We start from the raw sequence: 26,762 nt of genomic DNA, 5'->3' as shown, positions 1-26,762 counted from the left end.
TCTTACCGGCCGGAGGGGATCGAGCACACGACTTCACCAGGGGCGTGGTCACAGAGGGTTGTTCTGCCCCCAATGGTTGGGAGCGCTCCCGTTCCGCCGCGTCTTGCCGCACTCGCGGGAGAGGGCCGGGCGGCCCCTGGGGGGTGTGGGGCCGCCCGGCCGGGTGACCCGTCGCCGTGTGACGGGTCGTGTACGCGGAACCCCGGGGGCTACTCGAGGAGTTCCGCGTACGAGCCCATGGCCAGGGCGATGTCCGCCTGGGCCCAGAACCGGTGATAGGTGAAGACGGGCGCGGCGCCGCCCTTGAGGTAGGCCTCGATCTTCGACCAGGCCGGGTCGTTCTTGTAGAGGGACCGGATCGAGGAGAACGTCGAGGACGAGTTGATGGCCTCGACGTTGGGCATCGTGCCGGTCCAGCCGCTCGGCACGTAGACGCTGTCGTTGAACCGGCTGTAGTCCGTTCCTCCTTGCGTCATGCGACTCACGGAGAGATACCAAAGCCTGAATCCAGTGGGAGCGCTCCCATCGTGGGGATTGAGGCAAGTGCCGTCAAGATGTTGGGGAGTTCAAAGTTCGAACTGGGCCGACAGGAGCGAAAAGTTTCGCAAGGGCCCTATGAAAGCTCGTCGGCTGGCGCTAGCTTCCTCCTCACCAGTGGGAGCGCTTCCATCACTCGACGCGTCCGTAGCGGCGCGCCAAGCTGTGAGGACTCGCTCATGAGACACCCCCCGCATTCAGTACTTTTAGTCAGCGCCGCTCTGTCTGCCGCACCGCCGAGGTCCTGGCGGTCCGCAGCGAGACGTACGGCATGAAGCACCCGCTCGGCTCACCGGGCCACCGGAACTCCACGCTTGCCCAGGCGTGGCCCAAGTGCCCTTTGCTGCCGGGGAGTTCGATGCAGTCGCCTGATCGCACTCCCTTGTCGCCCGGGAGTGACGTGGCGCGACGACCGTGAGTTCGTCCTGCCCGGACAGACCTGGCACGCGCAGGGCTGCTCGTCTGCTCCTTCCTTGATCTCCGCCTACGACGGCACTGCCTCCGCGTAGGCCGTCGACCCGCGCGACCGCTCGCGCGGCCTCCACCCGTAAGTCCACACCGAGAGAGGGAAACCCGCACTCATGAGTCACACCCGCCAACGAGAGCTACAACGGCACGCTCGCGAGCGGCGGTTCGGTCAGTTTCGGCTTCAACGGCTCCTCCAGCGGCACCAACAGCGTGCCCGCCACGTTCACGCTCGACGGCGTCGCCTGCAACGTCGGCGGCGGCCCCACCGACCCGGGACCCACTGATCCGGGACCGACGGACCCAGGACCGACCGACCCCGGCACCCCCTCAGGCAAGGCCAACAACCCCTACACCGGCGCCAAGGTGTACGTGAACCCCGAGTGGTCCGCCAAGGCCGCCGCCGAACCGGGCGGCAGCAAGATCGCCGACCAGCCCACCGCCGTCTGGCTCGACCGCATCGTCGCCATCAACGGCGTCAACGGCGGCATGGGCCTGCGCGCGCACCTCGACGAGGCACTGAAGCAGAAGGGCTCCGGCGACCTCGTCATCCAGGTCGTCATCTACGACCTGCCCGGCCGCGACTGTGCCGCCCTCGCCTCCAACGGCGAGCTCGGGCCCAACGACCTCGACAAGTACAAGTCCCAGTACATCGACCCCATCGCGTCGATCCTGTCCGAATCCAAGTACGCGGGCCTGCGGATCGCCACGGTCATCGAGCCCGACTCGCTGCCCAACCTGGTCACCAACGCCGGCGGCACACCCACCACCACCGACGCCTGCGTGACCATGAAGGCCAACGGCAACTACGAGAAGGGCGTCGGCTACGCCCTCGACAAGCTGGGTGCCATCCCCAACGTCTACAACTACATCGACGCCGCCCACCACGGCTGGCTCGGCTGGGACAGCAACCTCGGTCCCGCGGTCCAGCAGTTCCACAAGGTCGCGACGTCCAACGGGGCGAGCGTCAACGACGTGGCCGGTTTCATCGTCAACACCGCGAACTACAGCCCCACCAAGGAGCCGTATCTCAAGGTCACCGACACGGTGAACGGTCAGACCGTACGTCAGTCGAAGTGGGTGGACTGGAACCAGTACGTGGACGAGCAGTCCTTCGCCCAGGCACTGCGTGACAAGCTCGTCGCGGCCGGGTTCGACTCCGGGCTCGGCATGCTGATCGACACCTCGCGCAACGGCTGGGGCGGCTCCGCCCGGCCCACCGGTCCCGGAACGCAGACCACCGTGGACGGCTACGTCGACGCCAGCCGTATCGACCGGCGCATCCACGCCGGCAACTGGTGCAACCAGAGCGGCGCGGGCATCGGCGAACGGCCGACCGCGGCTCCGGCCGCCGGTATAGACGCCTATGTGTGGGTCAAGCCGCCCGGGGAGTCGGACGGCAACAGCGCCGCCATTCCCAACGACGAGGGCAAGGGCTTCGACCGGATGTGCGACCCGACCTACGGCGGCAACCCCCGCAACGGCAACAACCCCACGGGCGCGCTGCCGAACTCGCCGCTGGCCGGACGCTGGTTCTCCGCCCAGTTCCAGCAGCTGGTCCAGAACGCGTACCCGCCGCTGTCATGACCTGCTGACGCGGTGCGTGATCGCCGGGATCCGTCCCTCGGCCCTGCCGAGGGACGGATCCCGGCTGATCCCGTTCTCGGCCGGTTCATTTTCCGGACACCTCAAATACTCCTGGAATTACCCCGCAATTCTCAGCGGCTTCTCACGTCACGCCGGTTTCGTGTGCGGTGTCGCCCGACCGGGCCGTACGACGAAGGAGGCGCATGGTGGTGCTACCGGTGACCACATGGCGGAAGTCCCCGAGCCGGGAGGAGGACCAGGACCCGGCGGGGGAGCAGCCGTTGCACGTGGCCAGCAGGCTGCACGCGTTCAACCGGTTCGAGCTGAAGTACCTCGTGCCGGTCGAGGAGGCGGCCGAGATCCGGGACGAGCTGGCCGAGCGCATGGACCGTGACCTGAACAGCCCGGTCGGAGGCTACGGCGTCTGGAGCCTGTACTACGACACCCCGCAGCTGCGGTTCTACTGGGAGAAGATCGAGGGACTGAAGTTCCGGCGCAAGCTGCGCATCCGCCACTACGGGGACCTGGACGGCGTCACGGACGAGTCCCCGGTCTGCGTGGAGATCAAGCAGCGCGTCAACCGGGTCACGCAGAAACGCCGCATCACTCTCCCTTACGGCACCGCCCGCCGGCTGTGCGACGGCCGTGAGCTGGTGGAGCACTCACCCCAGGAACGTGCCTTCATCCACGAGGTGCTCGAACTGGTCGTACGGCTCAACCTCCAGCCCACCGCGATCACCGGCTACCAGCGCGAGGCCCTGGTCGGCCGCGACGCCGACACCGGACTGCGGGTGACCTTCGACCGGCGTATCCGCGGCCGGGACCGGGACTTCCACTTCGGCATCGCCACGCCCGAGAACCGGTTCACCATCCCACCCCACATGTCGGTGATGGAGATCAAGGTCAACGAGCGCACCCCGCACTGGATCACGGACCTCGCGGCACGCCGGAACCTCAACCTCATCCGGGTCTCCAAATACGTGCAGTCCGTCGAGGCGTTCGGGCTGGCACCCCGGTCCGTCTTCCACGTCAACGAGGCGGACTGTCCGCCGCCCAACCCCACCGAACAGTCGCTGCCCCAGCAGCGGTCGGCGCCCGATGCGCCCTTGAAAGCAGGAGCACAGTGAACTTCGATCTGCAGGAACTCAGCGGTACGTTCAGCGTCACCGACGTGGTCGTGGCCATGGCGCTGTCGTTCATCCTGAGCACGATGATCGGTTACGTGTACCGGTACACGCACCGCAACGTCTCCTACAGCCAGTCCTACGTACAGACCCTCGTCATCGTCGGCATGATCGTCGCGCTGATCATGCTGGTCGTCGGGTCCAACCTGGCCCGCGCGTTCTCCCTGGTCGGCGCACTGTCCGTGGTCCGGTTCCGGAACGCGGTCAAGGAGACCAGGGACGTCGGCTTCATCTTCCTGGCCATGGCCGTGGGCATGGCCGCAGGCGCCCGTTTCTACACCCTCGCCGCCGTCGCCGCGGTGGTCATCTGCGCCGTCATCATCGTGATGTTCAAGTTCAACTGGTTCGCGCTCAACGTCCAGCGCCAGGTCGTCAAGGTCCAGGTGCCGGCCGGCGAGGACTACTCGTCGGACATCCGCGATGTCCTCATCCGCTACACCAGTGAGTTCGAGCTGGTGAGCACGGAGACGATCCGTGGCGGGGCACTGACCGAGGTGTTCTACACAGTGCGCATGAAGAAGGGCACCGAACCCAGCGACCTGGTGAACGCGCTGCAGGAACGTACCTCAGGCCAGCGGGTGACCGTCCTGACCGGTTACGACACCACTGACCTGTGATGAGCGACGGCGCGACGGTACGCAGGCCGCGGCGTCTGCGGGACCGTGTCCCCGTACGGTTGCGGCACCACTGGAAGCCGGCCGCGGCCCTGTGCGCGGGTCTGGCGACGATGGTCTATTTCTTCGGCGACGCCCGCATATCGCCGTATGTCACCTCGTCCTCCGTCGTGGAGGCCGACGCGATCACGGACGACGTACAGGGCACGATCGATCTGTACGACACGTCCGTGTCCCACTCCGTCCAACTCGAGTACGACCAGACCGAGTTCGACAAGATGATGAAGGAGTTCCGGGAGGACGGCACCAAGGAGTACATCGAGGCCGACCTCACCGTCGACGGCGTGTATCTCGAGGACGTCGGGATCCGTCTGAAAGGGAACTCCACCCTGATGTCCCTGCGCGGCAGCGGTCAGGGCATGGCCGGTGGCGGCCGGACCATGCCTGCCGGAGCCGCGCAGGGCGACCCGGTCCCGTCGCAGGACGACGGGACCGGGGGCCGGGACCGCGGCCAGGACAACGGCGGCGGTCCCGGCGGAGCCGGTGGCGCCATGGGCGGGATCACGCAGTACAACCTCTCCGAGAAGAAGCCCGAGGAACTGCCCTGGCTCATCAAGACCGACGAGTACGTCGAGGGCCGTGCCTACCAGGGCGAGCGTGAGATATCGCTGCGTCCCGGCAGCAACGGCCAGGTACCGGTGAACGAGGCGCTCTCGCTGAACCTGACGGAGACCACCGGCCAGAAGAGCGAGCGGTACGCCTTCACGTCGGTGAAGGTCAACAACCGTCCGGCCGCCACCCGGTTGATGGTCGAGAGCCCGGACACGGAGTACGCCGAGTCCATCGGTGATGGCAACGGAGTCCTGTACAAGGCGCGGGCCGGCGGCAGCTTCGAGTACAAGGGCGACGACCCCACCGACTACGAGGAATCGTTCGAACAACTCAACAAGGTCGGCAGCCAGGACCTGGAGCCGGTCATGAAGCTCATCAAGTGGGCCGACGAGGCATCGGACGAGGAGTTCGAGAAGGAGCTCGACCAGCACGTGGACGTCGAGTCGCTGGCCACGTACGTCGCGGCGCAGAACCTGCTGATGAACTTCGACGACATGGCCGGACCGGGCAAGAACTACCTCTTGTGGTACGACCTGGACACCAAGAAGTTCTCGGTCCTCGGGTGGGACTACAACCTCACCTTCAGCGGGGACGCGGCGTCGGGCCCGGACGACGACATGGGCATGGGCGGCGCTCTCGGTGGCGGCGGCGCTGCCGACGGGCAGGGCGACCAAGGCGGTCAGGGCGCAGGTGGTGCGACCACAGGCGGCCAGGGGACGCAGAACCCACCCTCGGGAATGCCGTCCGGGATGCCGGAGGGAATGCCGTCGGGGATGCCCGAAGACCTGCCGGAGGGAATGCCGTCGGGAATGCCTTCAGGCATGCCGGGCGGTCAGGACGGCCAAGGCGGTCAGGACGGCCAAGGCGGTCAGGACGGCCAAGGCGGTCAGGGCGGCGAGGGAGACGGTGGCGGGTTCGGCAGCATGATGGGCCACCCCCTCAAGGAACGCTTCCTGGACTCGGACGCCTTCGATCCCGTCTACAAGAAGGCCTACAAGGAGCTGTACGAGAAGTTCTACGGCTCCGGGAAGGCCCTGAAGGCGCTGAACAGCATCGCCGAACAGGCGGGGAAGGCCGGTGCCGACGGGAAGGAGCTGGACTCCGCCGTCGAGAAGCTGCGCACGACGGTCACCGAGCGCACCGCGGCGCTGAGCAAGAACAAGGAGGTGACCGGCTGATTTCCGGCGCCCCGGACGGCAGTTCCTTCCCCCGAGGGACACCGTCCGGGGCGTTCGGTCGAATCCGACCCCGCACCAGTGAAGGAAACGCCATGCCCGTCGCGCCGCCGGCGCCCGCGCCGCCCAGACACAACGTGCTAGTGGTCGAGGACGACCCCAGCATCCGCACCCTGCTCACGTCCGCTCTGCACGCAGCCGGATACGCGGTGCACACCGCCGACACCGGCCGGACGGCCATGTTCGAGGCGGGCCGCCGCCAGCCGGACCTGATCCTGCTGGACGTGGGTCTCCCCGACATCGACGGCTTCGCGGTGACCCGGCACCTGCGTGCGGAGGGTGTCTACACACCTGTGCTGTTCCTGACGGCTCGTACCGACGTGGAGGACCGCATCATCGGCCTCAGCGCCGGCGGGGACGACTACGTCACCAAGCCTTTTCACGTACAAGAGGTGCTGCTGCGCATCCGTGCCATCCTGCGGCGCAGTGACATGCCACCGGGTGGCGGGGCCAGGCGGCCGCCCTTGCGGTACGCCGATCTGGTGCTGGACGAGCAGACGCACGAGGTGTCGCGGGCGGGCCTGCCGATTCAGCTGTCGCCCACCGAGTTCCGGCTGCTGGTCTGTCTGCTGGCGCAGCCGGAACGGGTGGTGGGCAAGAAGGAGATCCTGTCCGAGGTCTGGCACTACGACTTCGCGGGGGACGCGCGGATCGTCGACACGTACGTACGCAATCTGCGGCGCAAGATCGACCGGTTCGAGCCCCAGCTCATCCAGACGATCCGGGGGGTCGGTTACTGTCTGCGAGCCGCCCGTCCCGGACCGGGAGCGGCGGCGTTGTGAGGCAGCGGCTGCGGAGACTGCAACCGCGCTCTCTGCGGGCACGGTTGGTGCTCGGCGCCACGCTGCTGGCCACCTCGGCGGTGCTGCTCTGCCAGGCGGCGGGGCTCGTCGTGCTCCACACCTGGCTCACGGACCAGGTCGACGGGCGGCTCAGCCGTTTCCAGCCGGTGGCCGAGGCGGGCCAGGACATCCTTGACGGACGGGCGCCCGCGGGGGCGCCCGGCGGGAACAGCGACATCCTTCCCTCGGACTACCGGGTGTACTTCTACGACACTGACGGACACCGGCTGGCCAGGTCCCTGGGTGGTGAAGAGGGCGGTGCCGGGCCGCGGTTGCCCTCGTCGGAGTCGGCCCTCGGCCTGCACGACGGCCGGCCCGCCACGCTCGCCTCGACCGACGGCGGCAGTGCCTGGCGGGTGATCGCCCGATCCGGTGAGGACGGCACGCGGGTGGTGGTGGCTCTGCCTCTGCAAGAGGTGGACGCCGCGACCGTCAGGATGCTGTGGTTCAGCCTGGCCGTCGGGGTGGCCGTCGCCGTCGGTGTCATCCTCTTCGGCAGCCTCGTCGTGCGCCTGGGCCTGCGTCCGCTGGTCGGGGTCGAGCGCACCGCCCGGCGCATCGCCGACGGCGAGTTGGAGCTGTGCGTGCCGGACCGGCACGTGGTCACCGAGGTCGGCCACCTCAGTCGAGCTCTGAACACCATGCTCGACCGACTGCGGACCGCGTTGCACCGCGCAGAGGCATCCGAACAGCGCCTGCGTCACTTTCTGGCGGACGCCGGCCATGAACTGCGCACCCCGCTCACCTCCTTGCAGGGCTTCGCCGAACTCCTCGTACAGGAACCGGAGATGAGACCGGAACGACGCCATGAGGCGCAGCAGCTGATCGTGCGGAACGCGGAACGGATGAGCCGCCTCGTCGACAGTCTGTCCCAGCTGGCCAAGCTGGGTGACGTGCCCGCGACGCAGTGGCAGCCGGTCGACCTGCTGTCCCTGGCCGCGGACAGCATCGCCGCCGTCGCCGTGCAGTACCCCGACCGCCGCATAGGCCTGGGTGCCCTCACCGACACCGAGGGCGATCCCCATGAAGCCGAGCTCGATGTCGTCGATGCCCTCGGTGATCCTCATCAGCTGACGCAGATCCTGTTCAACCTGCTCACCAACGCGTGCGTCCACACCCCACCCGGGACACATGTCAGGGTGCGCGTCGGCACCCTCCGTATCCGCCCGAACGGCCAGGGCACGGACGGGGAGGGCCGTACCAGCGCCAATCCTCCACTTGCCCCCGGAACACCTGTCTGTGCCATCGAGGTGACCGATGACGGGACCGGCCTCCCGGCAACGGACGCCCAGCGCGTGTTCGAACGCTTCTATCGCGCCGGTTCCGCTCAGCAGTCCGCGGCCGGTTCCGGTCTGGGGCTGGCGATCGCGTCCAGTGCCGCGGAGGCCAACGGCGGGCGTCTGGAGCTCGACACCCGGCCGGGCGACGGCTGCACCTTCCGCCTGCTTCTGCCGTACCGGCCCACCGGCACATCCACCGAGCATCTCGAAGGCCGGGCCCGTCCGTTGCTGCTGTCCGCCCAGGCTGGAGGCGCCGGCGGATGACCCTTGCCTGACACGTTCTCAGCACTACCGAAGAGGAGTCTCGCCGGTGAAGCTCAGCACCGTACGCCTGGGACAGAACCGTACGGCCGCCGCGCGTCTGCAGAAGAAGCACTGCGTGCTGCTGCCGTATCCGGATGTCGGGGCGCTGATCGCGTCCGGCGGCGACTGGTGGGAGCGGGCCGGTGCCGATACCGGTGAGCGTCACAGGCTGGACGACATTTCCTATGCGCCGCTGATCGTCCGGCCGGGCAAGATGGTTGCCGTCGGCCCCAACCATGCGGTTCGCGTGCGGGAGTTGGGGTGTCCCGTCCCTGCCGCGCCGGAGTTCTCCCTGCGGAACGGCGGGCATGTGGTCGTCGGTGCCGAGGACGACATCCGCGTGCCGGCCGAGGGGCAGGACGTGTTCTGGGGCGTGGAGTTGGGCGTGGTGATCGGGCGAAGGGCCCGGGATGTGACGGCCCGAACGGCCCTGGGGCATGTCGCGGGCTACACCGTGGTCAACGACGTCGCTGTGGGCAACGGCCCGCAGGACATCCCGTCGACGGCTGTCGCGACCGTGGTGGGGCCCGCCCTGGTCACCACCGACGATGTACCGATCGGTGCTCGCGGCCTGACGATGAACTGTCTCGTCGACGGGCGCGTCCGGCAGAAGGCGAGCACCTCGGAACTGCTCTTCGACGTCGCCACCGTCATCGCGCACGTCAGCAGATCCGTCACCCTGCTGCCCGGCGATCTGATCACGACCGGAACGCCGACCGGAACGGGTACCAGCCAGGAACGCGAGGAGCACCCTCGGCCAAGAACACAGGTGACCAGTGTGATCAGAGGCGTCGGCGAACTCCGCAACGCCGTGATACGGCCGAGTCCACAGTGAGTCGTGGGAGCGCTTTCGGCCATAGATCTGACTCCCCGTCAGTTCTCGGTATTCTCCCCCCACCCCCACAGGCGGGACGGCAACAGTGAGGCCGCGGCCCTGGACCAGGGCCTGTGAGCCGCAGTCTGCCGTCCCCTCATGCCTGAGGAAGCCATGACTCCCACCCCCCACCTCACCGACAACGCCGCCCGCATGGAGCGGCCGACCCCGTTCCAGCCCGTCGACCGCTCACTTCTCCCGGACGCCGGTACCGCGACGGTGGACATCGTCGTGCCGGTCTACAACGAGGAACGCGCCCTGCCCGGGTGCCTGCACACCCTCCACGCACGTCTGTCCGAGGGTTTCCCCTTCCCCTGGCGGATCACGGTCGCCGACAACGCCAGCACCGACGACACCCTCGCCACCGCCCGCCGCCTCGCCGACGAACTGCCCGGGGTGGGCGTCGTCCACCTGGACCGTAAGGGGCGCGGGCTGGCCCTGCGCACCGTCTGGGGCTCCAGCGACGCGGACATCGTGGCGTACATGGACGTGGACCTGTCCACCGGTCTCGACGGGCTGCTCCCGTTGGTCGCCCCGCTGGCCAGCGGCCACTCCGACCTCGCCATCGGCTCCCGGCTGGCACCCGGCGCGCGTACGGTGCGCGGGCCGCGCCGCGAGTTCGTCTCCCGCTGCTACAACGGCATCATCCGGCTCACCCACGGCGTCCGCTTCACCGACGCCCAGTGCGGGTTCAAGGCGGCCCGCACGGAGGTGCTCCGGCCGCTGCTCAAGGTGACCCGCGACGACGCGTGGTTCTTCGACACCGAGCTGCTCCTGCTCGCCGAGCACAACGGACTGCGCGTGCACGAGGTGCCGGTCGACTGGGTCGAGGACGTCGACACCCGGGTGGATGTGGTGAGCACCGCCACCGACGACCTGCGGGGCCTGTGGCGCATGGCGCGCCTCAAGGCCTCCGGCGGCGCCCGCGTCGCCGTACGACCTCGCCCCGCACCGGCCGCCGAGCACCCCGACGCCGTCCTCGCACCCGCCACGCGACGCGGCGTGCTCTCGTGGGAGGTCGGCTGCTTCCTCGCGATCGGCGTCGTCTCCACGGTCGGACAGGCACTGCTGTACTGGCTGTTGCGCGGCTGGTGGACGCCTGCCGTCGCCAACCTCGTCTCGCTGTTCGTCCTGACCGTCCTCAACACCGAGGCGAACCGGCGCCTCACCTTCCGGTACTCCACCACCCCGCCCGCCCGTGCCCACCTCGGTGCCGGAGGCCTGTTCGCCCTCGGGTACTTGGTCACCTCCGGGGCGGTGCTGTGGTTCAAGTGGCTCGACCCCGGCGCCACACCGGCCGCCGAGACCGCGGTCCTCGCCGTGGCGTCCGTCGCCGTCACCGGCGTCCGCTTCGCCGTCCTGCGCCTGGCCGTCTTCGCCGGCCCCCGCAGCCGTACCAGCTGACGAGAGCGAAACCAGACATGAGCAACTACGCGCACATCACGTCCGAACCGGCGGCTTCGGCGGACACCGGGAGGCACACGTCCGCCCGCGCGCTGCCCACCTGGGCGGCACCCGCTGCACTCGGAGCCGTCCTGGTGCTCTCGGCAGTCCTGTACGGATGGGCACTGGGCTCCCTGGGCTGGGGCAACAGCTACTACTCGGCGGCCGTGAAGTCGATGGGGCAGAGCTGGACCGACTTCCTCTTCGGCTCCTTCGACCCGGCCGGCGTGGTCACGGTCGACAAGCCGCCGGCCGCGCTGTGGCCGCAGGTGATCAGCAGCAAGATCTTCGGCATGCACGGGTGGGCCCTGATCCTGCCGCAGGTGCTCGAAGGAGTGGCCACGGTGCTGGTGCTGCACCGCACCGTGCGCCGCTGGGCGGGGGAGGGCGCGGCGCTGGTCGCCGCCCTGGTCCTCACCCTCACGCCCATCACCGTGGCCATCAACCGGGACAACAACCCCGACACCCTGCTGGTCCTGCTGCTGGTGTCCGCGGCGTACGCGCTCACGCGCGCGCTGCAGGCCGAGGGCAGGGCCGCGACCTGGTGGCTGTGCGCGAGCGGCTTCCTGATCGGGTGCGGATTCCTCACCAAAATGCTCGCCGCCTGGATGGTCATCCCCGCGTTCGCCGTCGCCTGGCTCGTGGGAGGAAGCGGCGCCTGGATACCGCGAGTGCGGCGTCTGCTGGGCGCGGGAGCCATCCTGGCGGCGTCCTCCTTGTGGTGGGTCGCCATGGTCGCCCTGTGGCCGGGCGACCGCCCCTACATCGGAGGCAGCGAGGACGGCTCGGCCTGGGACCTCGTGATCGGCTACAACGGACTGGGGCGGGTCTTCGGCTCCAGTGACGGAGCACCTCAGGGCATGGGCGGCGGAGGCGGGTTCGCCGGCGGGTTCGGCGGTGAGTACGGCCTGACCCGGATGTTCGACACGCAGGTGGGCGGTCAGATCAGCTGGCTGCTGCCGCTGTGCGCCGTGGCCATGGTCGTCGCCGTTGCCATGGGAGTACTGCACCGACGCGGGAAGCTGCCCGCCTCGGCGCTGCTGCCGGCCTCCGGCTGGCTGTTGTGGGGAACCTGGCTGGTGGTCTGTGCCGCCGTGTATTCGTCGCAGAAGGGCATCTTCCACCCCTACTACACCACTCAACTCGCGCCCGCCATCGGCGCGCTGTGCGGCGGGCTGACGGCCGCCCTGGTCCGCGTGCACCGTGCGGGTCTGCGCTGGGCGCCCCTGGCCGGCGTGGCGGGCGTCGCGGTGAGCGTGGTCTGGGCGGTGGTGCTGATCCGCCGTGAGCCCGACTGGAACGGCTGGCTGGTGTGGCCGGTGCTGCTCGTGGGCTGTGCCGCGGTCGTCCTGCTGGTGCTCTCCCGACGGCGCGGCCGGCTGCTGGCGGCTGCCGTGGGTGCGGCGGTGGCGTCGGTTCTGGTGGCCCCGGGTGCCTGGGCGGTGAGCGTGCCCGGCTCGACCAGCATGGGCGGCTCCAACCCGACGGCCGGTCCGCAGACGCTCGGTTTCGGCGGAGGTGGCGGCATGCCGCGGCAGAGCGGGAACGGCGGAGGCGTTCCGTCGGGCATGCCGTCCGGGATGCCGTCGAACATGCCGGGACTCCCCGGCGCCGACGGGTCATCGGGCCGACCCGATGAACCCTCGTCCGGCGGGATGCCTTCCGGAATGCCTTCCGGAATGCCTTCAGGGATGCCTTCCGGCCTGCCCACGGGAGGAGCGAACGGCATGCCCGGTGCCGGCTCGGGAAGTGCCCCGGGCGGGCGCGGCGGTCTCGGCAGCGGGGAACTCACCGCCGACCAGCGCAAGATCCTCAAGTACGCCGTCGAGCACGCACCCGACGCACGCATCAAGCTCGCCGTCGAGGGCGGTGCTCTGTCCGCCAGCGGCTTCATCCTGGGCACCGACGAGACCGTCATCGGCATGGGCGGCTTCACGAACAGCGACAACGCGCCGTCGGTGGCCCAGTTGAAGGAGTGGACCAAGAACGGCGAACTACGCTACATCCTGGGTTCCGACACCAGCGGTGGCGGCCGGCCGGGGATGTCAGGCGGATACGCCGAGCAGCGCTCCGACTGGATCGCCGACAACTGCACGAAGGTTCCGGAGTCGTCGTACGGCGGCACCTCTTCCCAGGCGGACGACGACGGTGCGACGGGACTCATGGGAGGCGACGTGCTCTACGACTGTGCCGCCAAGTAACCCGGGCCGGAGCAAGCGCCGCCACACGGCAGAACGGATCAGCAGACGTCATGACCGAGCAGCCCGCAGCGGCGACGCCCGGATACCGGCTCCTCGTGGTCGAGGACGAGCCCAGCATCCGCACCCTGCTGGAGGCGACGCTTCGCCTGACCGGATACGAGGTGAGCAGCACCGACACCGGACAGTCGGCCCTCCTGGAGGTCGAACGCCTGGAACCGCACCTGGTGCTGCTCGACGTGATGCTGCCCGACCTGGACGGCTTCGAAGTGACCCGCAGACTGCGGGCGGCAGGCAACGAGTGTCCGATCCTGTTCCTGACCGCCCGCACCGGCACCGACGACCGCATCAGCGGACTGCGTGTCGGCGGGGACGACTATGTCTCCAAACCGTTCGACATCGAGGAGGTGCTGCTGCGCATCGAGGCCATCCTGCGCCGCACGGCGCCGGCCATCACGGGGCAGGTGTTGCCGAGCGTCCTGAGCTACGCCGACCTGGAACTCGACGAGGGCGCCCACGAGGTGCATCGCGCGGGGGAGTACATCGCGCTGTCACCCACCGAATTCAAGCTCCTGGCCTATCTCCTGGCGAACGCCGGGCAGGTGGTGAGCAAGATCCAGATTCTCGACCACGTCTGGAGCTACGACTTCGCGGGCGACGTCCGGATCATCGAGACGTACGTCCGCTACCTGCGCAAGAAGATCGACCGCTTCGATCCGCCGCTCATCCAGACCGTGCGCGGGGTCGGCTACAGCCTCCGTCTTCCCCGCGACCACGGAGGGGCGCCGGAGCAGTGATCCACCTCCTGACCCGGCCGCCCGGATCCTTGAGACGACGCCTCGTCCTCGGCGTCACCGTCCTCGCCACCGCGGCCGTCCTGGCCTCCCAGACCATCGGCTACGTGGTGCTGCGATCCTGGCTCCTGGACCGCGTCGACGAGCAGCTCGTCGAGTTCCACCCCCCGGCACCGGCCTTCTACGACGCCCTCGCCGGAACACTCCCGGCGCCCGGGGAACGCCCGGACATGCTGCCCTCGGATTTCCACATCTACTTCTACGACGCCTCCGGGCACCTTCTGAACGACTCCCTCGGCTCCGAGGCGAAGCCAGGACCTCAGCTGGCCGATGACGTCCAGGGCCTCGGCCTGCGGGACGGGCATCCGGAGACCGTGCCCGCCGTGAGCGGTGACGGCCGCTGGCGAGTGATGCTCAATCCCGGCCCGGACGGCATGACCGCGGTGGTCACACTGCCGCTCGACACCGCCGACGGCGCCACCTCGAAGATCCTGTGGCTGAGCGCGGTCCTGCTGGCCGTCACGATCATCGCGCTGCTCGCGCTGGGCCGGTGGGTGGTCCGGCTGGGTCTGTTGCCCCTGACCAGAATGGAAAGCACCGCCCAGGACATCACCGCGGGCCGGCTCAACCTGCGCCTGCCCGACACCGATCCGCGCACCGAGATCGGACGGCTCGGCCGGGTCCTGAACTCCATGCTCGACCGCCTCCAGAGGGCGCTGCTGGCCCGTGAGGCCTCCGAGGCCCGGCTGCGCCGGTTCGTCGCCGACGCGGGACACGAACTGCGCACCCCCCTCACCGCCATCCAGGGCTACGCCCAACTCGCCCTGCGCCCGGAGCAACGCTCGGCGCGGGAACTGCACGACGCCAACCGCTTCATCGTGCAGAACGCGGAGCGCATGAGCCTGCTCGTCGACGACCTTCAGCTGCTGGCCACCCTGGACAAGGAGCCCTCCTACCTGAGGGAACGGGTCGACCTGCTGTCCCTCGCGGCCGACGCCGTCAGCGCGGCAGCCGTCCGCAGCGCGTCCCACCCCGTCGACCTCGGCCCGTTGCACACCCCGGCCGATCCCACCGGGGCCCAGAAGCTCGACGTCGCGGAGACCGTCGGTGACCCGAACCGGCTGCGCCAGATCCTTGAGAACCTCCTCTCCAATGCCCGTATCCACACCCCGGAGGGCACCCGGGTCCACGTCCGCGTCGGCGGGACCGAGGCGGGGCCCGAAGCCGGCGGCACCGACAGACCCGGGCGCACCAGCGCCTCACCGGCCCTCCCGAAGCGCCTCCCGATCAGCGTGATCGAGGTGGCGGACGATGGACCGGGCCTCGAACCCGTCGACGCCGAGCTCGTCTTCGAGCGCTTCTACCGCGCCGACTCCGCCCGCTCCCGCCTCCACGGCGGCAGCGGCCTCGGCCTCGCCATCGCCGCGACCATCGCCGAGGGCCACGGCGGCCGCCTCGAACTCGACACGACCCCAGGCCGCGGCTGCACCTTCCGCCTGGTCCTGCCCGCAGCCGACTCCGGCCAGGAACCCCGCTGATCCCGCGCACCCGGAGGATGACCAACCGCCGGTGCAGCAGGGGAGCGTCATAGCGGCCGGTCCGTTCCGCGGCGGGGTGCGAAAAGGCCTGGTCGGTGGCCGGTGTGACGGCCGACGCGGCCACGGTGGTGGCGAGTTGGGCCAGGAAGCCGGCGGAGCAGCCCTGGACGATCACCGCGAGCGCGATACCCAGGCCGTCGAAAGTGCCACGGCGGCACGGGCGGTGAGCAGTTCGTCCGACGGGTCTGACCGCTTGCGTTCGGCGGAAGGGCTCTACTTCGAGGTGCAGTACGACGTCGAACGCCTCGGTGGACCGGAACCACTGGAGAGGCGTAGCGCATCACGGGTGCACTGTGGCGATATGGACTCCTTGTGCGCAAGGAAGATCGTGGCGAACTGGTGAAGGATTGACGGGAGTTGTGAAAGGTCGCAAGAATGCAGCTCGCTTCGCTGCGTCTGCAGCGAGCGAAGTGACGCGAGCGGTCTGATCGCGCACGCCTTCGAACGTCCCCCCCGGCGTACGCCCACCGCTCGCACACTGCCACCTCCCACACCTTCATCTCCGCAGAGGCTCACCTTGTCGCGTTCGCAACATCTCAGAAGTCTGCCCGCGCTCGCAGTAACCGTTTTTGCCGCCATCCCGGTTTTCGGAGCCGGCGTGGCCAGCGCAACACCCTCCGGCGGGTGTGAGTCCGCCACGGTGCAGTACCGCATCGTTGGCGCCGACGGGAACGTCGTCGGTGCCGACTGGACCTCCCAGGGCGGGCTCTACCTCTGGAAGACCGCCCCCGGAACCGTCGAGGTCCGACTCGCTCCCGGCCAGACCGTCGGTGACGGCTGCAAGTACCCCGTCTCCCTCGCCGAATACACCACCGAAGGGCCCGACTGGTACGCCTCCGGTCGTCAGACGCTGGTCGACAAAGCCACTGTCTACCTCACTGCCGCCGACATCGCGGGCACGGACGACACCAAGCAGTCCTGGCAGAAGCTGAGCGTGAAGGCGCCCGACTGCTACGGCCAGATCGACCTGTACGGCGACGACGTCACCTACGACGGCGGTACGGGTGAAGGGCACGGGCCGGCACCCTACGAGCCGGACGGCGTCGTCACCCCCTATCACCTGATAGCGGCGTGGAACGGAGGTGAGAAGGCGTGCACACCCAGCACGCCCGACACCCCCAGCCCGTCCCCGTCGGAGCCGACGACGCCGAGCACTCCCACGACCCCCGCGGACAGCACTCCGCCCACCGGCACGACCGCCCCGCCGACCACCCCCAACCCGTCTTCGACGCCTCCCACGACACCTGACGTCCCTCCGCTGGAGTCGACGCCGCCCGCCACCCCGCAGCCGACGCCCAGCGACAGCACGCCGCCACTGGCCGAGACCGGTTCCAGCGCGCCCGTCGGTCTGATCGCGGGAGGTGCGGCTCTGGTGGTCGCCATCGGAGCCGGGGCGGTGTTCATGGCGGGCCGCGCGCGCCGCTCGTGACGAGGAATGTGAGAGTCGCCTTCTTGGCATAGCGCGCCCTGATGGCTCCGCCCCGACATGCGTCACCGGGGCGGAGCCGTCTTTTTCGTCCGAGGCGGGGCGGCGCTGACGGTGGGTTCTGTCGACGGCCCTCGTTGCGCGTTGTGCCGCCACCTGTCGCGCTGAGATCAGGGGTTGTCGAGAGGCGGAACCTCGACCTACTGTCTCGATAAACACTGCAGCGGTCCTGATAAAGGAGACAAGGCGAGTACTGCTGGTCTGGGCCGCCGGATTCTGGGTCGGACCTGGCGAAGATGCCTGACTCCCTTCGACCAGGACCTGGCAGGTCCTCCCAGGCGGAACGACTGCACGTCCAGCCCACACTTCCGAAGGGTCCCTCCACGGCCATACCGCCCCCGGCGTCCTCCGGCGCGACGCCACTGGTGCTCGTCGTCGGCGCGGGACCGGTCGGGCTGACCGCGGCCAATCTCCTGGGCGCGCTCGGGGTGCGCGTCCTGGTCGTCGAGCGTCACGCGACCACGAGCGACGACGCGAAGGCGATCAGCCTGGACGACGAGTCGCTGCGCACACTGCAACTGGCCGACCTGGACGAAGCCGCCTACCCGATCATCGTGCCGGGGACGGGTGCCAGGTACTACGGAGTCGGCGGTCGACCGCTCGTCCATGCCCGCGGCACCGGAAAGCGGCGATACGGGCACCCGTTCAAGAATCCGTTCGCCCAGCCCGATCTCGAGCGCGTCCTGCGCTCCGCTCTCGACCGCTTCCCGCACGTCGACATTCGCTTCGGGACCCGCCTCGTGGAACTGAGCCAGTATCCCGACCGCGTGTGGGCCACCCTGGCATCCGCCGACGAGGACGGTGACGCAGTGACGCAGCAGATCGAGGCCGCCTACGTCCTGGGGTGCGACGGAGGCCGCAGTACCGTGCGGGAGCAACTGTCCGTCCCGATGCGCGGACGCAGCTGTCCCGACGACGTCTGGCTCGTCGTGGACACGCTCAAGGATCCGCACGACGAGGGTTACGGCATGCACGTCGGCGATCCTGACCGGCCCCTCGTCATCGTGCCCGGGCGTGCGGGGCGGTGCCGATACGAGTTCCGGTTGGGCCAGGGCGAGTGCGCCCCCGGCGGCGCGGTGCCCTTCGGCCTGGTACGGGACTTGCTGCGCCCGCATCGGGACATCACCCCGGAACAGGTCGAGCGCTCGGTCGCCTACACCTTCCACGCCCTGCTGGCCGAGCGGCTGCGCGACGGCCGCTGCTTCCTGCTCGGCGACGCGGCGCACATGATGCCGCCCTTCGCCGGACAGGGGCTCAACTCGAGTGTCCGGGACGCGGCCAACCTGTGCCCGACTGAGCCAGGCGCTGTGACCGCGCTCCCGAGGGGCGTCTGTTCGGCACCGGCTTCGCCGCCCGTTCAGCCATGACCTCGCGGCGCGTTCACGGCGATGGAATCTTCGCCGGACGCCGCGGAGCACGCCCGGCTGTCCACCTCCCTCCAGCCCGGCTTCGTCCGGGTCCTCATCGCCCAGTTCCGCGACGCCGGGACACGAACGACCCGAGGAGTTCGAGGCGGCTACTACCGTTCCTTGGTTACGAACTCGGGGCAGCCGGCGCGGTGATGCGTCGACGGCGATCCGTAGAAGGAATGGCACGGTCAGCGGGGCGACCGAGCCGACTGCGCCCGCGTCGAAGCGGATGATGTCCTGGGCGTCCCGCGCCATGCCCGCGACCACTCGCTCGCGGGGGAGATCCGGTCCTGTCCCTCGGCGGCAGGGGTGAGGGGGCCGGGTCGGGGTAACCGCGTCCGTACGAACTCCTTGTCACTGAGGGGAGTTGTCACTGACCGTCCGAGGAGGACAGCCGTGCCAGGCATCTTGGCCAAGATCAAGCAGTTCAGCAGGAGCCCGCAGGGACGACGTGCCGCGGAGCAGGTGCGGCGTGCCTCTGCCGATCCACGCCGCCGAGCCCAGGCTCAGCGGCTGCTCGACAGGCTGCGGGGACGGCGCCACTGAACCGACGGTACGGGGCCCGGGGCGAGCGAGCCTCCGAGGGCGGTACGTCGCCGGCCATCGGGCCGCAGGGCCGCACTGTCAGTGGCAGGCGCCAGAATGCGGACCAGCAAGATCAACATTGGACCTGAACGAGGCGAACGGTGTCCGTTCCTCCGCCCTGGAAAGGCTGCACCGATGCCCCCGACCCCCTCCCACGCCCCGCACCGCAGCGAAAGCGACCCTGCCGGACGGACGGCACGTCCGGACTTCACCCGCCTGAGGGCAGCCTCCCTTCTGCACCCGCCCAGATCCACGACGCCACCCGACGCCCTCGCGGCCGACGTGCTGCGTATCGTGTCCGACTCCCGCACGCCCGTCTTCGTCACCGTCCACGCGGGCGGACGGATCCGTTACGGCTACTGGCGCCCCGTCGACTCCGCCACCGGCAGGGGCGGTTGCTACGTCGCTCTGCCGACCGACGTGTGCGAGGAACTGCGCTCGGGCGGGCGTATCGCATGGGGCGAACCCGTCACCGATCCGTCGAAGACCACCTGTCGGGTGACGCTGGCCCACACTCCGGCGAGGGCGGGACGCGAAGAGGGAAGCGCCGCATGAGTGGCTGAGGCCCAGCCGCCATCACCGCGATCCCGCCCCACCGTCCCCTGCCCGCGGCGGTCCGGTCCGGTACTCGGGCCCCGCGCGTGCGAGGTGGGAGCGAGGGGCTACGGTGCGCTGGGGCACAGAGCCGCCGTACGACGAGGAGCGTCCACGCCATGGGTACCGCTGTCCATGTCCCGCAGACCCGGGACATGATCGGGGAGGAGCTCTCCGGGGACGAGGCGTTCACCGCCCTGCGTCACTACGGGAGCCTGCGGCTGCTGACGGACTCCATCGCCCGGTTCCGCTACGCCGACGGCTTCAGCAACGCGCGGGCCCTCGCCTTTCAGGTGGTGCTCGGGCTGGTTCCGTGCACCGTGGCGCTGGTCGGGCTGGCCACGACGGTGCACACGGAGAGCCTGGGCCGGGTCATCGAGCTCACGCTCGGGCGGATCGTGCCCGGTGCCAGTGCCGAGATCGTCGAGGACGCCATCGACGGGGCACGGCGCACCGCGCACGGCGACGTCTGGAGCACCCTCGCCCTGTGGCTCGGCACGGGCTTCGCGTTGTTGAACCTCGCCTCGGCCATGGGCCAGATCGAGCGTGGCGCGAACCGTATCTACGGCATCGAGCGGGACCGCCCCTTCCTGCACAAGTACGCGCGGGCGATCGCTCTCGCGTTCGCCGCCGGCCTGCCCCTGATGCTGGGTTTCGTCGTACTGGTCACCGGCCGGGCGGTGGGCGACGCGGTGGCGGACACCGCTGGCTGGGAGGGGAACGGGGCCTACTGGTGGGGTGTGCTCTGCATCCCCGTGGGGCTCGTACTGGCTTGGGTCGCCTCCGCCGTGATCTTCCGCTGGTCGCCGCGCCGGCGCCAACCCGGCTACACCTGGCTGGCGTTCGGGTCGGCCGTGCACCTCCTGCTGTGGGTGTCGGCCACCTGGCTGCTCGCCCTGTATGTCGAAGGAAGCGGTGCCTTCGGAGCGGTGTACGGTCCGCTCACCGCGTTCATCGCCCTGCTGCTGTGGGCCAACCTCACCGCTGTTGCGCTCTTTCTGGGCATCGCGTTCGCCGCCCAGCTGGAAGCGGCCCGCGCGGGTATCGAATCGGCCGTCCATCCGGACCCCGGACCAGGGCCGTGAAGGAATTGTCGCCGTCCTAGGGCCTGGCCGGCGGGGCTACGACCAGTTCGGTGCCCGGGTCGTGGTCCAGCCGTGGCGGGCCGCCGACGATCAAGGTGGCTCGGGCCCAGGGCTGTTCGCACAACAGGAACGGCAGTTCCTCCAGCAGCCAGGCCGCCACATGTTCCCGCTGCACGGGGGAGTCGCCGTCGCGGATGGCCAACAGACGCCTCTGCTCATCGAGGTCACCCTGCATCCACACCGAGGCGTCCAACCATGGCGCCAGCTCTTCGCGGATGATGCCGGTGCCCTCGACCCAGATGAAGTCCGCACCGGCGGGGACGGTGATCGATCCGGGTCGGCCGTGGGCGACCCAGGCATCAGGGCGGAAGTCCACAGACTCCCCCCGGTGCAAGGGCTGCAGGATGTTCTCGACGAGTACGGCGCCCCAGTCGAAGCAGGCGTGGTTCCAGGCGATGTCGTCCGTGTGTACGACGGCGGATTCGGGTTCGCCCCTGCGCAGCCGCTCGGCCAGGGTCGTCTTGCCGGCGCCGCCCCGGCCGTCGATCGCGATCACCCGCGGACGTCCGGTGACGGCGGGTGATGCGTCGCGCAGCTGCCCGACGGCGTCGAGCAGGGGCACCACCCGCCAGCCGACGGCCTCGGTCTCGCCTGGATGCAGACGCATTGGCGACCTGCCTCCGGGGGTGAGGAGCGCGTCCGTCTGTTGTGGGTGTGAGAGCCGTTTCAGCCGTCGAACTCGCGCAGCGGATCGTCGAGCAGCGCGAGCCGACCGGTGATCCGCTTGCCGACGGGCTCGCGGTGCGCCTCGAAGCCCTGGACCACGGCCATCACGATCTCCAGACCGTGCTGGCCCACCCGTCCGGCGTCGGCGCTCCGGGCCGTCGGGAGGGTCGGGTCGGTGTCCCACACGGTGATCTCCACCGAGTCGCCGGTGATGCGCAACTGCAGCATGACCGGCCCGGGCGCGTATTTGAGCGAGTTCGTGACCAGCTCGCTCACCACCAGCTGCGCCAGGTCCATGGTGCGTGCCGACACCGGTAGGCCATGGTCGCGCTGGGCCCGTGTCAGGAACTCGGCCGCACTGGTCCTCGCGTCGGCGATACAGCCGACGGCCCCGTCCAGGGCCACGGTCATCTCGGCAGGTGCGTCATCCGGCATCCGGGAACACTCCTCGCGCGGGACAGGTTCCCTGCCGACGATCTGCAATACCCCGTTCATGAGCGCGCGAATACCCGGTAAATCCGGTATCACTCCTGTGTCGCGAGTCTATGAATGGCTGATCTGCGCGCATCGCGGGCGGGGGAGCGGGGCAACGTTGGCAAAAACGGAGACGTGGCTCAGCCCCCGAGCGTGCAGAGGATACGAGTGGCAGACAACCAGGAAGCAGTGGGTCACGGCCGGCTGTCCGTGGTCCGGTCCGACGTCGAGGGCGTCACCGTCCTCAGCCTCTACGGCGAAGTGGACTACCAGAGCGTGACGGCGCTCACCCGGGTCGTGCCCGCGGCGGACGCGGCCGCCGGGCAGCGGGTCGTCGTCGATCTGAGCCGGGTGACGTTCATGGACTCCAGCGGGGTCAACGCCCTGGTCGCCACGTATCAGGCCACGCAGGCCGTGCAGGGATGGCTACGGCTCGTGGGAGTGCGGGGCGCCGTGCTGCGCACGGTGCAGCTCGTGGGGCTCGACACCCTCGTCGCCTGTTATCCGACTGTCCGGGATGCCCTCGCGCAATGACCGCCGTTGTCGGCGTCGAACTCTGCCGAGTGCCCCTGGACAGCTCGGTCATGCCACTTCCGTACGGCCTTTTTCGAGCAAGCGGGTGGCTTGCGCCAGGCTTTGGTTGTCGCCCGACAACTGCGTTAGCCTTCACCGCATTTCCATATCGTGCGCACTCCGTGAACACCGGAAACGCGGGCGATGGGCAGGGCCCTTCACGGCCTGGCGCGGTTCCGAGTCCTCGGGGTGAGGGCTCTTGGGGAGCGGAACGAGGGTGCGGATGACCGGCAAGACGATCGAGGCCGCGGAACGGGCCCCGGGCGAGCAGGAGCTACGGCAGCTGCTGGCCGGCCTGACCGCCGTCCGTGACGGTGACTTCGGCACCCGGCTGCCGTCCGACGGCGAGGGCCTGCTCGGCGACATCGCCACGGTCTTCAACGGCATGGTCGACCAGTTGTCCCTCTTCACCTCCGAAGTCACCCGCGTGGCACGCGAGGTGGGCACCGAGGGCACCCTGGGCGGCCAGGCGGAGGTTCCGGGAGTCTCGGGCACCTGGGCCGACCTGACCGACTCGGTCAACGCCATGGCCGGGAACCTGACCACGCAGGTGCGCGACATCGCCCAGGTGGCGACCGCGGTGGCCAAGGGCGACCTGTCGCAGAAGATCGACGTGCCCGCGCGCGGCGAGATCCTGCAACTCAAGGAGACCGTCAACACGATGGTCGATCAGCTGTCCGCGTTCGCCGACGAGGTCACCCGCGTCGCCCGAGAGGTCGGCACCGAAGGCCGGCTGGGCGGGCAGGCGGATGTGAAGGGCGTCAAGGGCACCTGGCGCGATCTCACGGACTCCGTGAACTTCATGGCGGGCAACCTGACTTCCCAGGTCCGCAATGTCGCCCAGGTGGCCACCGCGGTGGCGCAGGGGGATCTGTCTCAGAAGATCACGGTGGATGCCCGGGGTGAGATCCTTGAGCTGAAGAACACCATCAACACGATGGTCGATCAGCTGTCCGCGTTCGCCGACGAAGCCACCCGTGTCGCCCGAGAGGTCGGCACCTAGGGCAATCTCGGGGGCCAGGCGATCGTCCGGGGTGTGTCGGGGACCTGGAAGGACCTGACGGACAACGTCAACGTGATGGCGTCGAACCTGACCGGTCAGGTCCGCTCGATCGCCCAGGTGGCCACCGCCGTCGCGCGCGGAGACTTGTCGCAGAAGATCACCGTCGAGGCCAAGGGCGAGGTCGCCGCCCTGGCCGACGTCATCAACACCATGGTCGACACCCTGTCCGCGTTCGCCGACGAGGTCACCCGGGTCGCCCGCGAGGTCGGCACCGAGGGGCGGCTCGGGGGACAGGCGCACGTGCCGAACGTGGCCGGCACGTGGAAGGACCTGACGGACAACGTCAACTCCATGGCCAACAACCTCACCGGCCAGGTCCGCAACATCGCTCTGGTGACGACTGCCGTGGCCAACGGCGATCTGTCGAAGAAGATCGACGTCGACGCCCGGGGCGAGATCCTGGAGCTGAAGACCACCATCAACACGATGGTCGACCAGTTGTCGTCGTTCGCCGCCGAGGTCACCCGTGTCGCCCGTGAGGTGGGCAGTGAGGGCCGGCTGGGCGGCCAGGCCGAGGTGGAGGGTGTCGAGGGAACCTGGAAGCGGCTGACGGAGAACGTCAACGAACTCGCCGGGAACCTCACCCGGCAGGTGCGTGCGATCGCCGAGGTCGCGAGCGCCGTCGCCGAGGGCGACCTGACCCGCTCGATCACCGTGGAGGCCTCCGGCGAGGTCGCCGAGCTCAAGGACAACATCAACTCCATGGTGGAGTCCCTGCGCGAGACCACCCGGGCCAACCAGGAGCAGGACTGGCTCAAGACCAACCTCGCCCGGATCTCCAGCCTGATGCAGGGCCACCGGGAGCTGCCCGTCGTCGCCGAGCTGATCATGGACGAGCTTGCGCCGCTCGTCACCGCCCAGTACGGCGCCTTCTACCTGGCCGAGGACACCGAGCGCGGTCACGAGCTGCGGCTGGTGGGCTCGTACGGCTACCCCGACGACGCCGAGCGGCCCGTCCGTATCCCCGTGGGGCGCTCGCTGGTCGGGCAGGCCGCCCGCAACCACCGCGCCATCACCGTGGAGGAGCTGCCGCCGGGCTATGTCACCATCTCCTCCGGCCTCGGACAGACGGTGCCCAGTGCCTTGGTGGTGCTGCCGATCGTGGTCGAGGACCAGGTCCTCGGGGTCATCGAGCTGGCCTCCGTCACCCGCTTCACCCAGATCCACCAGGACTTCCTGACCCAGTTGACGCCGACCATCGGCGTCAACCTCAACACCATCGTGGCCAACGCCCGTACCGACGAGCTGCTCGACGAGTCCCAGCGTCTGACCGGCGAACTCCAGTCCCGGTCCCAGGAGTTGCAGATCCAGCAGGAGGAACTGCAGCGTTCCAACGCCGAGCTGGAGGAGAAGGCCTCGCTGCTGGCCTCGCAGAACCGCGACATCGAGGCCAAGAACCTGGAGATCGAGCAGGCACGACAGGAACTGGAGACCCGCGCCCAGCAGCTGGCGCTGGCGTCCAAGTACAAGTCGGAGTTCCTGGCGAACATGAGCCACGAGCTGCGCACCCCGCTCAACAGCCTGCTGATCCTGGCCCAGTTGCTCGCCCAGAACCCCTCGCGCAACCTCACCCACAAGCAGGTCGAGTACGCGGGCATCATCCACTCGGCGGGCTCGGACCTGCTGCAGCTGATCAACGACATCCTCGACCTGTCGAAGGTCGAGGCCGGAAAGATGGACGTCGCCCCCGAACGCGTCCCGCTGCGCAAACTGCTGGAGTACGTCGAGGCGACGTTCCGGCCGATGACGACGCAGAAGAGCCTGGACTTCGCCGTGGCCACCGCGCCGGGCACCCCCGCCGACCTGCTCACCGACGACTCCCGGCTGCGTCAGATCCTGCGCAACCTGCTGTCCAACGCGGTGAAGTTCACCGAGCAGGGCGGTGTGGAACTGCGTATCGAACCCGCCGCGGATCGGGAGGTGCCCCTGGGTGTCCTTCGCGGTGGCCCGGTCGTGGCCTTCCGGGTGAAGGACACCGGTATCGGGATTCCGCAGCAGCAGCTGGAGACGATCTTCGGGGCGTTCCAGCAGGCGGACGGGACCACCAGCCGCAAGTACGGCGGCACCGGGCTGGGTCTGTCGATCACCAGGGAGATCGCCCATCTGCTCGGCGGGGCCGTCACCGTCGACAGCACACCCGACCAGGGCAGCACCTTCACGCTCTATCTGCCCGTCGCCCACGCCGACTTCGAGGAAGTGCTCGGCGGCGGCCGGCCGCTGGAAGCGCCGCACGATGCCGACGCCTCCGAGGCACCGCCCGCTTCCCCCGCGGCGCCCGAGCGGCGCAGGCGCCGCCTGCTCGTGGTCGAGGAGCGGCTGCGCGGTCTGCTCACCCTTGTCGCCGAGCGCGCCGTCGCCGACCTCGCGCCGGACTCGGACGACCCGCGCGGGACGATCGACATCATCACCGCCGTCGGCGCCCAGGAGGCAGCCGGCACGCTGGCCGCCGAACCCTGCCACTGCGTCGTGCTGGAGCTCGGCATGCCGGACGAGGAGGGGGTGCAGCTGCTGGAAGCCATGCAGGGCGACCCGGCGCTGGCCAGCGTGCCCGTGCTCGTCCACACCAGCCACCGGCTGGACCTGACACAGGAACAGACGCTGCGCTCCCGTGCGGGCGGCCGTCCGCTGGACTTCCTCTCCAGCCTGGACGAGCTGCGCGAACACATCACGCTGCACCTGTCCGCGGAGGAACCGGGCGACGTCCTGGCCCTCGTGCACACGGAGGAGTCCCCGCAGCCGGCCCAGCAGGTGGTGGACGACTCCTTCCGGGGCCGTACCGTCCTCGTGGTCGACGACGACGCGCGCAACCTCTTCGCGCTGAGCGGGGTGCTGGAGTTGCACGGCTTCCAGGTTCTGCACGCCGACAACGGCCGCAAGGGCATCGAGATGCTGCTCGCCCACCCGGAAGTCTCCCTGGTGCTGATGGACGTGATGATGCCGGAGCTGGACGGGTACGCCGCCACCGCGGAGATCCGCCGGATGCCCCAGTACGCGAACCTGCCCATCATCGCCGTCACCGCGAAGGCCATGCCGGGCGACCAGGAGAAGAGCCTCGCCTCGGGCGCGAACGACTACGTCACCAAGCCCGTCGACGCCAACGACCTCATCGGCCGCGTACGACGCCGGCTGCTCGCATGACGGAAGGTCACGCCGCCGTGTGTACCCGCCGACCAATGGTCGTCCCTGGACGTTCGAGCCGAG

At 69.3% G+C, this 26,762-nt stretch carries 20 protein-coding genes and 2 pseudogenes; 19 read left to right on the top strand and 3 right to left on the bottom strand.

What is annotated here, in order from left to right; translation table 11 throughout:
• Positions 1-209: 209 nt before the first annotated feature.
• Positions 210-458: pseudogene (locus OHU89_RS04570) on the bottom strand (glycoside hydrolase family 48 protein); the annotation flags it as partial.
• Positions 459-1,122: 664 nt separating this feature from the next.
• Here OHU89_RS04570 and OHU89_RS04565 point away from each other — a divergent pair.
• From OHU89_RS04565 to OHU89_RS04490, 16 genes and pseudogenes are all read left to right on the top strand, one after another.
• Positions 1,123-2,589: pseudogene (locus OHU89_RS04565) on the top strand (glycoside hydrolase family 6 protein); the annotation flags it as partial.
• A 203-nt stretch (positions 2,590-2,792) separates the two neighbouring features.
• The gene (locus tag OHU89_RS04560) at positions 2,793-3,716 is read left to right on the top strand and encodes a polyphosphate polymerase domain-containing protein (RefSeq protein WP_405640024.1); all 924 of its coding nucleotides are present in this window, start codon (positions 2,793-2,795) and stop codon (positions 3,714-3,716) included.
• Complete coding sequence (locus OHU89_RS04555; RefSeq protein WP_266897419.1) at positions 3,713-4,390, top strand: DUF4956 domain-containing protein; 678 nt, start codon at positions 3,713-3,715, stop codon at positions 4,388-4,390. The genes OHU89_RS04560 and OHU89_RS04555 overlap by 4 nt, the downstream gene beginning before the upstream one ends.
• A complete protein-coding gene (locus OHU89_RS04550) occupies positions 4,390-6,177 on the top strand; it encodes a CotH kinase family protein (RefSeq protein WP_405640022.1) in 1,788 nt (595 codons plus the stop codon). The genes OHU89_RS04555 and OHU89_RS04550 overlap by 1 nt, the downstream gene beginning before the upstream one ends.
• 92 nt (positions 6,178-6,269) lie before the next feature.
• A complete protein-coding gene (locus OHU89_RS04545) occupies positions 6,270-7,016 on the top strand; it encodes a response regulator transcription factor (protein ID WP_405640020.1) in 747 nt (248 codons plus the stop codon).
• Positions 7,013-8,620: a sensor histidine kinase gene (locus OHU89_RS04540; RefSeq protein WP_405640018.1), complete on the top strand. Its 1,608-nt coding sequence runs from the start codon at positions 7,013-7,015 to the stop codon at positions 8,618-8,620. Before OHU89_RS04545 ends, OHU89_RS04540 begins: the two co-directional genes overlap by 4 nt.
• Positions 8,621-8,666: 46 nt before the next feature.
• Positions 8,667-9,494 (top strand): fumarylacetoacetate hydrolase family protein, encoded by an 828-nt coding sequence (locus OHU89_RS04535; RefSeq protein ID WP_405640016.1) that lies wholly within the window; start codon positions 8,667-8,669, stop codon positions 9,492-9,494.
• A 153-nt stretch (positions 9,495-9,647) separates the two neighbouring features.
• Positions 9,648-10,937 carry a glycosyltransferase gene (locus tag OHU89_RS04530; protein WP_405640014.1) on the top strand — a complete coding sequence of 430 codons (1,290 nt, stop codon included), beginning with the start codon at positions 9,648-9,650 and terminating at the stop codon, positions 10,935-10,937.
• A gap of 17 nt (positions 10,938-10,954) precedes the next feature.
• Positions 10,955-13,177 carry a glycosyltransferase family 39 protein gene (locus OHU89_RS04525; RefSeq protein WP_405640012.1) on the top strand — a complete coding sequence of 741 codons (2,223 nt, stop codon included), beginning with the start codon at positions 10,955-10,957 and terminating at the stop codon, positions 13,175-13,177.
• 50 nt (positions 13,178-13,227) lie between these two features.
• Positions 13,228-13,971 carry a response regulator transcription factor gene (locus OHU89_RS04520; RefSeq protein ID WP_405640010.1) on the top strand — a complete coding sequence of 248 codons (744 nt, stop codon included), beginning with the start codon at positions 13,228-13,230 and terminating at the stop codon, positions 13,969-13,971.
• Between the two features lie 29 nt (positions 13,972-14,000).
• A complete protein-coding gene (locus tag OHU89_RS04515; protein ID WP_405640008.1) occupies positions 14,001-15,506 on the top strand; it encodes a sensor histidine kinase in 1,506 nt (501 codons plus the stop codon).
• A 658-nt stretch (positions 15,507-16,164) separates the two neighbouring features.
• Entirely contained in the window at positions 16,165-16,995 is an 831-nt protein-coding gene (locus OHU89_RS04510; protein WP_405640006.1) for a hypothetical protein, read from the top strand.
• Between the two features lie 293 nt (positions 16,996-17,288).
• The gene (locus tag OHU89_RS04505) at positions 17,289-18,419 is read left to right on the top strand and encodes an FAD-dependent monooxygenase (protein WP_405640004.1); all 1,131 of its coding nucleotides are present in this window, start codon (positions 17,289-17,291) and stop codon (positions 18,417-18,419) included.
• A gap of 438 nt (positions 18,420-18,857) precedes the next feature.
• Positions 18,858-19,007, top strand: a complete 150-nt coding sequence (locus tag OHU89_RS04500; protein WP_405640002.1) for a hypothetical protein — start codon at positions 18,858-18,860, stop codon at positions 19,005-19,007.
• A 174-nt stretch (positions 19,008-19,181) separates the two neighbouring features.
• Positions 19,182-19,601 (top strand): hypothetical protein, encoded by a 420-nt coding sequence (locus tag OHU89_RS04495; protein WP_405640000.1) that lies wholly within the window; start codon positions 19,182-19,184, stop codon positions 19,599-19,601.
• Positions 19,602-19,759: 158 nt separating this feature from the next.
• Complete coding sequence (locus OHU89_RS04490; RefSeq protein ID WP_405639998.1) at positions 19,760-20,725, top strand: YihY/virulence factor BrkB family protein; 966 nt, start codon at positions 19,760-19,762, stop codon at positions 20,723-20,725.
• A gap of 16 nt (positions 20,726-20,741) precedes the next feature.
• Here the strand turns inward: OHU89_RS04490 and OHU89_RS04485 are convergent, their stop codons facing one another.
• Together OHU89_RS04485 and OHU89_RS04480 are read right to left on the bottom strand one after the other, a co-directional pair.
• A complete protein-coding gene (locus OHU89_RS04485; protein ID WP_405639996.1) occupies positions 20,742-21,392 on the bottom strand; it encodes a uridine kinase in 651 nt (216 codons plus the stop codon).
• 59 nt (positions 21,393-21,451) lie between these two features.
• Positions 21,452-21,886 (bottom strand): ATP-binding protein, encoded by a 435-nt coding sequence (locus OHU89_RS04480; RefSeq protein ID WP_405639994.1) that lies wholly within the window; start codon positions 21,884-21,886, stop codon positions 21,452-21,454.
• Positions 21,887-22,093: 207 nt separating this feature from the next.
• Between OHU89_RS04480 and OHU89_RS04475 the strand changes: the two genes are divergently transcribed.
• The 3 genes from OHU89_RS04475 (at position 22,094) to OHU89_RS04465 (ending at position 26,699) form a co-directional block, all read left to right on the top strand.
• Positions 22,094-22,459, top strand: coding sequence for an STAS domain-containing protein (locus OHU89_RS04475; protein ID WP_405639992.1), 366 nt, complete (start codon positions 22,094-22,096; stop codon positions 22,457-22,459).
• A 262-nt stretch (positions 22,460-22,721) separates the two neighbouring features.
• A complete protein-coding gene (locus OHU89_RS04470) occupies positions 22,722-23,501 on the top strand; it encodes a HAMP domain-containing protein (protein ID WP_405639991.1) in 780 nt (259 codons plus the stop codon).
• 75 nt (positions 23,502-23,576) lie between these two features.
• Complete coding sequence (locus OHU89_RS04465; protein WP_405654304.1) at positions 23,577-26,699, top strand: response regulator; 3,123 nt, start codon at positions 23,577-23,579, stop codon at positions 26,697-26,699.
• The last annotated feature ends 63 nt before the right edge of the window (positions 26,700-26,762 follow it).

Origin of the sequence: Streptomyces sp. NBC_00019 (assembly GCF_045041015.1) — a bacterium.
In the GTDB taxonomy this organism is placed as follows: Bacteria; Actinomycetota; Actinomycetes; order Streptomycetales; family Streptomycetaceae; genus Streptomyces.
Note: the sequence above shows the minus strand (reverse complement) of the source record. Positions and strands in the feature narration are given on the sequence as shown.

Bases quoted from the DNA above. Each gene is read 5' to 3' on its own strand.
- OHU89_RS04550 (WP_405640022.1), top strand. From the start codon at position 4,390: ATGAGCGACGGCGCGACGGTACGCAGGCCGCGGCGTCTGCGGGACCGT.
- OHU89_RS04560 (WP_405640024.1), top strand. From the start codon at position 2,793: ATGGTGGTGCTACCGGTGACCACATGGCGGAAGTCCCCGAGCCGGGAG.
- OHU89_RS04485 (WP_405639996.1), bottom strand. From the start codon at position 21,392: ATGCGTCTGCATCCAGGCGAGACCGAGGCCGTCGGCTGGCGGGTGGTG.
- OHU89_RS04470 (WP_405639991.1), top strand. From the start codon at position 22,722: ATGACCGGCAAGACGATCGAGGCCGCGGAACGGGCCCCGGGCGAGCAG.
- OHU89_RS04480 (WP_405639994.1), bottom strand. From the start codon at position 21,886: ATGCCGGATGACGCACCTGCCGAGATGACCGTGGCCCTGGACGGGGCC.
- OHU89_RS04545 (WP_405640020.1), top strand. From the start codon at position 6,270: ATGCCCGTCGCGCCGCCGGCGCCCGCGCCGCCCAGACACAACGTGCTA.
- OHU89_RS04520 (WP_405640010.1), top strand. From the start codon at position 13,228: ATGACCGAGCAGCCCGCAGCGGCGACGCCCGGATACCGGCTCCTCGTG.
- OHU89_RS04490 (WP_405639998.1), top strand. From the start codon at position 19,760: ATGGGTACCGCTGTCCATGTCCCGCAGACCCGGGACATGATCGGGGAG.
- OHU89_RS04525 (WP_405640012.1), top strand. From the start codon at position 10,955: ATGAGCAACTACGCGCACATCACGTCCGAACCGGCGGCTTCGGCGGAC.
- OHU89_RS04530 (WP_405640014.1), top strand. From the start codon at position 9,648: ATGACTCCCACCCCCCACCTCACCGACAACGCCGCCCGCATGGAGCGG.
- OHU89_RS04465 (WP_405654304.1), top strand. From the start codon at position 23,577: ATGGCGTCGAACCTGACCGGTCAGGTCCGCTCGATCGCCCAGGTGGCC.
- OHU89_RS04495 (WP_405640000.1), top strand. From the start codon at position 19,182: ATGCCCCCGACCCCCTCCCACGCCCCGCACCGCAGCGAAAGCGACCCT.
- OHU89_RS04505 (WP_405640004.1), top strand. From the start codon at position 17,289: ATGCCTGACTCCCTTCGACCAGGACCTGGCAGGTCCTCCCAGGCGGAA.